This is a genomic window from Kitasatospora sp. NPDC057198, from assembly GCF_042670125.1.
Lineage (GTDB): Bacteria > Actinomycetota > Actinomycetes > Streptomycetales > Streptomycetaceae > Kitasatospora.
The window spans coordinates 1-6,093 of record NZ_JBHUWH010000460.1 but is presented as its reverse complement, the minus strand read 5'-3'; the positions used below and the strand labels follow the sequence as shown (position 1 = coordinate 6,093).

Sequence of the window (6,093 nt, the reverse complement as noted above, 5' to 3'; positions counted from 1 at the left end):
GGCGGTGGCGCTGCCGGTGTTCGCGGTGGGCGCCACCGGCCTGCCGATCCACTTCGTCGCCCTGGTCGCGCTGACCGGCTCCGAGAGCGCCACCGGCCTGGTCCAGGTGCTGCTGAACGCCGTCGGCGCGGCCCTGCTGCTGCTCGTCCTGCTCTCCTCGCGGCGCCGGCTGCGCGGCCGCTGCCCGCGCTGCGGGCAGGAGCACCCCGGCACCTCCGACGGCCCGCTCGTCCACCCCGCCGCCTCCACCGCCGCCCGGCGCACCCGGCTCGCGGTGTACCTGCCGGCCTGCGGGCTGCTGCCCTGGGCCGGGGCGAAGACCCTCTGGACGCTGGGCGGCAGCGCGCTCGGCGTCACCGCCGCGGAGTGGGACCGGGCCGTCACCCCGGGCGAGTCCGGCGCGGCGGCGGCGACCGCGGCGGCCGGGATCGACGTCACCGTGCTGGCCGCCGCGGTCGCGCTGTTCCTGCTGCTGGGACTGCTGCACCCGTGGGGGCAGGTCTTCCCGCGCTGGACGCTCCCGCTGGCCGGCCGGCGCGTCCCGCGCCTGCTGCCGCTGCTCCCGGCCTGGCTGACCGGCGTCCCGCTGGCCGTCTACGGGGCCGTCCTGAACGTGCTCGCCCTGCTCCTCGCCACCGGCGTGCTGGCCCCGCCGGAGCCGGGGCCGCCGTTCACGGCCGCCTGGCAGGTGGTGTGGATGGTCGAGTTCGGCGGCCTGGCCTTCGCCGGCCTCGGCACCGCGCTGGTCCTGGCCGCCCGCTCCTACGGCGCCCGCACCCGTCCGGTCTGCGCCGCCGCGCTGGAACCGGCGCACTGAAGGGCCCGAGGGGGCGTCAGTTGTGCGGCTGATCCTCGCATTTCGTTCCACGAGCGTTCAGGAACCGGCTCCTGACCGGACGGGGTCAAGTCCCTAGGGTCTCCTTCGGCTACGGAGGAAGGGACTTCATGGACGCACCCCTCGCGGTCCGGGCCCGCGGCATCACCAAGTGCTTCGGGGACGTCGTCGCGCTCGACGGCGTCGACCTGGAGGTGACCCGGGGCCGGATCCACGGCCTGGTGGGCCCGAACGGCGCCGGCAAGACCACCCTGCTCGGCCTGCTGCTGGGCCTGGCCGCCGCCGACCGGGGCAGCCTGGAGATCCTGCGCACCCCGGTGGGCCGGGCGCCCGCCGCCCCCGACGGCGTCGCCGGGTTCGTCGACGGCCCCGGCCTGTACCCGTCGCTGACCGCCCGGCAGAACCTCGCCGCCCTCGCCGCCCTGCGCGGCGGGGGCCGGAACGGCAAGGCCGTAGCGGACGCGCTCGACCGGGTCGGGCTGAGCGACGTCGCCGACGACCGGGCCGGCGGCTTCTCGCTGGGCATGCGCCAGCGCCTCGGCCTGGCCGCCGCGCTGCTCGCCCGGCCCCGGCTGCTGGTGCTGGACGAACCCGCCAACGGGCTCGACCCGGCCGGGAAGCGGCACGTGCACGGCGTCCTGCACCGGCTCGCGGCACAGGGCACCGCCGTGGTGCTCTCCAGCCACCGGATGGACGACCTGGAGGCGCTCTGCTCCGAGGTCACCGTCCTGGCCACCGGACGGGTGGTCTTCTCCGGCCCGCTGCGCGAACTCGCCGCCGGGGACCGCGAACTGGACTACCGGCTGCTCACCTCCGACCCGGCCGCGGCCCGCCGGACCGCCGCCGCCACCCCCGGCGTCCGCCTGCCCGACCCCGGGCCCGGCCACGGCCCCGCCCCGGGGACCGAGGGCTCCGCGCACCTGGTGCTGCGCGCCCGGGTGCCCGCCCTGGACGCCCTGGTGGCCCGGCTGGTCGGGGACGGCGTCGCGGTGCGCGAACTGGCGCCCGTGGTCTCGCCGTTGGAGGCCGCCTTCCTCGCCCTCACCGAACAGCAGCGGCAGCCGGAAGGGGCCCGCCGATGACCACCGCCCGCACCGGGGCCGCGCTCAAGACCTCGCCCGAAGCCGGACCCGAACCCGGAGCCGCGCCCGACGTTCCCGCCCCCGCCCCCGCCCCCGGCCGGGTGCCGGTGGCCCGGGTCTACCGCTTCGAGCTGGTGAAGCTGGTCTCGCAGTGGCGGATCCGCCTGCTGGTGCTGCTCTGCTGGCTCGCCCCGGGGCTGTTCGTGGCCGCCGTGGCCCAGCAGGGCACGCTGCCCACCGACACCCTGTTCGGCCGCTGGATGCACGCCACCGGCTGGGCCGGGCCGCTGGTGGTGCTGGGGTTCGCGGGGAGCTGGGCGCTGCCGCTGCTGACCTCGGTGGTGGCGGGTGACGTGTTCGCCGCCGAGGACCGGCTCGGCACCTGGCGGCACCTGCTGGTGGCGGTGCGCTCGCCGCGCCGGATCTTCGCCGCGAAGGCGCTGGCCGCGCTGAGCGTGCTGGTGCTGCTGGTGGCGGGGCTGGCGGTGTCGGGTGCGGTGGGCGGCGTGCTGGCGGTGGGCGACCACCCGCTGGTGGGCCTGGACGGGCACCTGCTGTCGCCGGGGGACGCCGCGCTGCGGGTGCTGCTGGCCTGGCTGTGCGCGCTGGCGCCGACGCTGGCGCTGGCCGGGATCGGCCTGCTCGGTTCGGTCGCCCTGGGGCGTTCCCCGATGGGGCTGCTGCTGCCCGCGCTGGTGGCGCTGGCGGTGCAGTCGGCGCAGCTGATGCCGCTGCCGGTGGGGGTGCGCCTGGCGCTGCCGGGCTACGCGTTCGTCTCCTGGAACGGCCTGTTCACCGGCCCGGCGCAGGTCGGTCCGCTGCTGGTCGGCGTCGCGGTGAGCCTGCTGTGGGCGGTGGCGGCGACGCTGCTGGCCCGGGTGCTGTTCCTGCGGCGGGACTTCACCTCCCCGGCGCAGGACGGCCCGGGGAGGCGGGCGGTCCTGCTGGGGGCGCTGCCGCTGGCCGGGCTGCTGCTGGTGTCGGCCGGGGTGCTGACCCCGCTGGCCGGGTCCGGGTCGGGGATCGGCCGGGACAAGGTGCAGCGCTCGCTGGCCGTGGCCTTCGCCCACCTGTACCGCCTGCAGGCCGCCGAGCTGAACCGTCCGGAGGTGACGGAGGAGCAGCTGCGGGTCGGCGCGTCCTGCGACAAGGGCAGCACCCTGGTCGAGCCGGTGGGGCCGGGCAACGACTGGCGCTGCACCGTGACCTGGCACCTGCCCGGCACCGAGGCCACCGGCACCGCGGTCTACCAGCTGGACGTCGCCCCCGACGGGCGGTTCGTCGCGGACGGCGACGGGCCGAAGGAAGTGAACGGCTACTTCCTGGTGCGCACCCCCACCGGCGACGCGCCGAACCCGCTCTGGCAGTTCGACGGGAACGTCGAGCTGCTCCCCGCTCCTTCGAAGGGATGACGCAGCATGCAGGTCACACGGCGACGCCTCGGTGACGACACTCCCGGAAGCGGCAGGCCCCGCTCCCGCGGCCGCCGGACGCTGTTCACGGCCGCCGCGACCGCGGTGGTGCTGGCGGCGAGCGCGGGCGTGGGCTTCGCGCACGGCGACGCCTTCGGCGAGAACCGGGTCGGCCAGGTCTACGAGCGGGGCCGACTGGTCTCCGACAACCAGTACGTCGACCCGTACGGCGAGCGGCTGGTCATCCCCAACGGCAAGATCATGTCCTCGACGGTGAGCCCGGACGGCACCCACCTGGCGGCGGCGGTCGCCGACGGCGGCGCGGCGCTGGCGATCGTGGACGTGCGGAACTGGAAGGTGCAGCAGCTGGTCGGCAGCGCGGCGGGCTCGGTGCCGCGGATCGGCAGCAACAGCGTGGGCCAGGAGGGCCCGACGTACTCGCCCGACGGGAAGCAGCTGTGGCTGGGGCAGCCGGACGGCTACACCCGGTTCGACGTCGCCCCGGACGGCGGCGTCACCGCCCCGGTGGCCGTGAAGATCACCAAGAGCGGTTCGCGGCAGGCCCTGGTGGCCGGGCTGGTCTTCTCCGCGGACGGCTCGACCGCGTACGCGGCGGTCAACGGCCAGAACCGGGTGGTGGCGATCGACACCGCGACGGGCACCGTCACCCGGAGCTGGGCGGTGGGCAACGCGCCGCGCGGGATCGCCCTGGCGGGCGGCAAGCTGTACGTCAGCAACGAGGGCGGCCGTCCGGCCCGGCCCGGCGAGAGCACCATCAACTCGTACGGCACCCAGGTCCCGGCCGACCCGGAGACCGGCGCCGTCACCACCGGCACGGTCAGCGTGATCGACCCGGCCGACCCGTCCGCCGCGCCGCGCAGCATCGACGTGGGCCTGCACCCGACCGCCGTGTACGCCAAGGACGGCGCGGTGTTCGTCACCAACACCGCCACCGACAGCGTCTCGGTGATCGACGCCCGCAAGGACGAGGTCGTCCAGACCATCGCCACCCGGCCGTGGTCGCAGGCGTCGATCGGCTACGAGCCCAACGCGGTGACCCTCACCGACGACGGCCACCTGCTGGTCACCCTGGGCCGGGCCAACGCGGTCGCGGTCTACCGGTACGCGGGCCCGCAGGAGCCGGCGGGCTACCTGGGCCTGCTGCCGACCGACTACTTCCCGTCCCAGATCACCTCCTCGGGCAACGAGGTGCTGGTCGCCAACACCCGCGGCATCGACGCGCTGCGCCCCACCACCGCGGCCGGGCACGCCACCCACGACACCACCTCCAGCCTGGTGCGCTTCACGCTGCCGAGCGACAAGGAGATCCGCAAGCAGACCGCGAAGGTCTTCGCGCAGAACGACTGGACCAACAACGCGGCCAAGCTCGCCACCGGTGGCAAGGCCAAGGCGGTGCCCGTCCCGGACAAGATCGGCGACCCGTCGACGATCAAGCACGTCTTCCTGCTGGTCAAGGAGAACCGGACGTACGACCAGGTCTACGGCGACATGCCGCAGGGCAACGGCGACCCGGCGCTGGCCCAGTTCGGCGAGAACGTGACGCCCAACCAGCACGCGCTGGCCGCCCGGTTCGGGCTGTACGACAACACGTACGACATCGGCACCAACTCCGCAGAGGGCCACAACTGGCTGATGCAGGCCGACAACCCGGAGTACACCGAGTCCTCGGCCGGCGAGTACCTGCGCAGCTACGACACCGAGGACGACGCGCTGGGGCACCAGTCCAGCGGCACGCTGTGGAGCGGCGCCCGGGCGGCGGGGAAGTCGGTGCGGGACTTCGGCGAGTTCCACCAGTTCCTCACCAAGCCGTCCGACGCGACCTGGCAGAACCTGTACTGCGACACCAGGAACATGGCGGCCACCGGCGCCGGCTCGGCCTACCGGCTGGTCTCCTCCTCGCCGATCCCCTCGCTGAACGAGGTGTCGGTGCCGGCCTTCCCGAAGTTCGACACCAGCGTCCCGGACGTCTACCGGGCCCAGATCTGGAAGCAGGACTTCGAGAAGAACGGCCCGGCGAACCTGAACATGCTCTGGCTCTCCAGCGACCACACCGGCGGCCCGGCCAACGCGGCCGCCCAGGTCGCCGACAACGACCTCGCGGTCGGACAGATCGTCGACGAGATCACCCACAGCCCGTACTGGAAGGACTCGGTGGTCTTCGTCGTCGAGGACGACTCGCAGGCGGGCCTGGACCACGTCGACGGCCACCGGGCTCCGATCCAGGTGATCAGCCCGTACGCCCGGCACGGGGTGGTGGACAGCCGCTACTACTCGCAGATCAACGTGGTCCGCACCATCGAGCAGATCCTCGGGATCAGGCCGATGAACCAGAAGGACACCGCGGCCACCCCGATGACCGGGGCCTTCACCGCCACGCCCGACTACACCCCGTTCACCGCCCTGCCCAACCGCACCCCGCTGACCGACGGCCTGGCCACCGCGCCCTCCTGCGGCCCGGACGTCCCGGCCCCGCAGAACCCGGCGGCCGCCGCCCCGCCGACCGGGACCGTCCCGGCCGCCGCGGCCGCGACCGCGCGGAAGTGGTCGGACTGGAAGCAGCAGCAGCGGCTGTCCGGCCCCGACGCGGCCGCCGACCGGGCCAACCCGGCCCAGATGAACCACCTGACCTGGTACGAGGCCCACGACTGGGCGACCCCCTACCCGGGCGAACAGGCCGTCCTCGCCCCGGCCGAGGTTCCCGGCGCGTTCATCCCGGCCGCGGAGAGCGACGGCTGATCCGGGC

At 74.8% G+C, this 6,093-nt stretch carries 4 protein-coding genes; all 4 read left to right on the top strand.

All coding sequences use genetic code 11. The annotated features are described in order from the left end of the window. The coding region (locus tag ACFUEL_RS33055) for a hypothetical protein (RefSeq protein WP_380240820.1) at positions 1-817 on the top strand (817 nt) is incomplete at its 5' end. A gap of 128 nt (positions 818-945) precedes the next feature. Continuing rightward, positions 946-1,917: an ABC transporter ATP-binding protein gene (locus ACFUEL_RS33050; protein WP_380240818.1), complete on the top strand. Its 972-nt coding sequence runs from the start codon at positions 946-948 to the stop codon at positions 1,915-1,917. Continuing rightward, positions 1,914-3,329, top strand: coding sequence for an ABC transporter permease (locus ACFUEL_RS33045; protein WP_380240816.1), 1,416 nt, complete (start codon positions 1,914-1,916; stop codon positions 3,327-3,329). The genes ACFUEL_RS33050 and ACFUEL_RS33045 overlap by 4 nt, the downstream gene beginning before the upstream one ends. Positions 3,330-3,335: 6 nt before the next feature. Further along, on the top strand, positions 3,336-6,086 hold the full coding sequence (locus ACFUEL_RS33040) for an alkaline phosphatase family protein (RefSeq protein ID WP_380240814.1): 2,751 nt from the start codon (positions 3,336-3,338) through the stop codon (positions 6,084-6,086). Positions 6,087-6,093 lie beyond the last annotated feature (7 nt).

Excerpts from the sequence above, each read along its gene's own strand:
- ACFUEL_RS33050 (WP_380240818.1), top strand. The coding sequence starts at position 946 with ATGGACGCACCCCTCGCGGTCCGGGCCCGCGGCATCACCAAGTGCTTC.
- ACFUEL_RS33045 (WP_380240816.1), top strand. The coding sequence starts at position 1,914 with ATGACCACCGCCCGCACCGGGGCCGCGCTCAAGACCTCGCCCGAAGCC.
- ACFUEL_RS33040 (WP_380240814.1), top strand. The coding sequence starts at position 3,336 with ATGCAGGTCACACGGCGACGCCTCGGTGACGACACTCCCGGAAGCGGC.